Genomic DNA, 715 nt, shown 5'->3' on the forward strand with positions numbered 1-715 from the left:
TTAGTAAATTCATAAATGCTTACAAAAGTGCCAGCAGCAGGTTGCTGAAGAAAGAGTTTCCTGAAATAAGACTAAAGTTATGGCAAGAGCAGTTCTGGAGTCAGAGTTTCTGTCTTCTGACAACTGGAGGTGCTCCACTTGAAATAGTGAAGGAATACATTCAGACTCAGGGGCAAAAATAAAGATATTTTATTAGTATGTACACAGCTTATTATTTTAGAATCTATCCAACTGACAAGCAGAAAGAGCTTTTTGTAAAGACTTTCGGCTGTGCACGCTCCATATACAATAAAATGCTTGCAGACAAGATTGAGCATTACAAGCAAACCGGGAAAATGCTCAAGAATACACCTGCGCAATACAAGAAGAATTTCCCATACTTCAAAGAAGTAGATAGTCTTGCTTTGGCAAATGCTCAATTCAATCTTGAGGGAGCATTCAGTAATTTTTTCAATAATCCAAAGTTTGGATTTCCAAATTTCAAATCAAAGAAAAATTCAAGACGTTCCTATACAACCAATATTGTAAATAATAATATTGAACTTAAGAACGGAAGACTTAAACTTCCAAAGGCAGGCTTAGTAAGAATAAAGCAACACCGAGAAATTCCCGATGGATATATTCTTAAATCTGTAACTGTAAGTCAGATAGGAAGTGGTAAGTTCTACGCCAGTATTTTATTTGAATATGAAGAGAAAATAACAAATAAAGAGCC

The 715-nt window shown here is 35.0% G+C and carries 2 protein-coding genes; both read left to right on the plus strand.

What is annotated here, in order from left to right:
* Positions 1-182: IS200/IS605 family transposase (gene tnpA / locus J5V48_RS09800; protein WP_219938475.1), on the plus strand; the 182-nt coding region annotated here is incomplete at its 5' end.
* A gap of 15 nt (positions 183-197) precedes the next feature.
* Positions 198-715: RNA-guided endonuclease TnpB family protein (locus tag J5V48_RS09805; RefSeq protein WP_219938476.1), on the plus strand; the 518-nt coding region annotated here is incomplete at its 3' end.

It is taken from the genome of Succinivibrio faecicola, assembly GCF_019448115.1.
Lineage (GTDB): Bacteria > Pseudomonadota > Gammaproteobacteria > Enterobacterales > Succinivibrionaceae > Succinivibrio > Succinivibrio faecicola.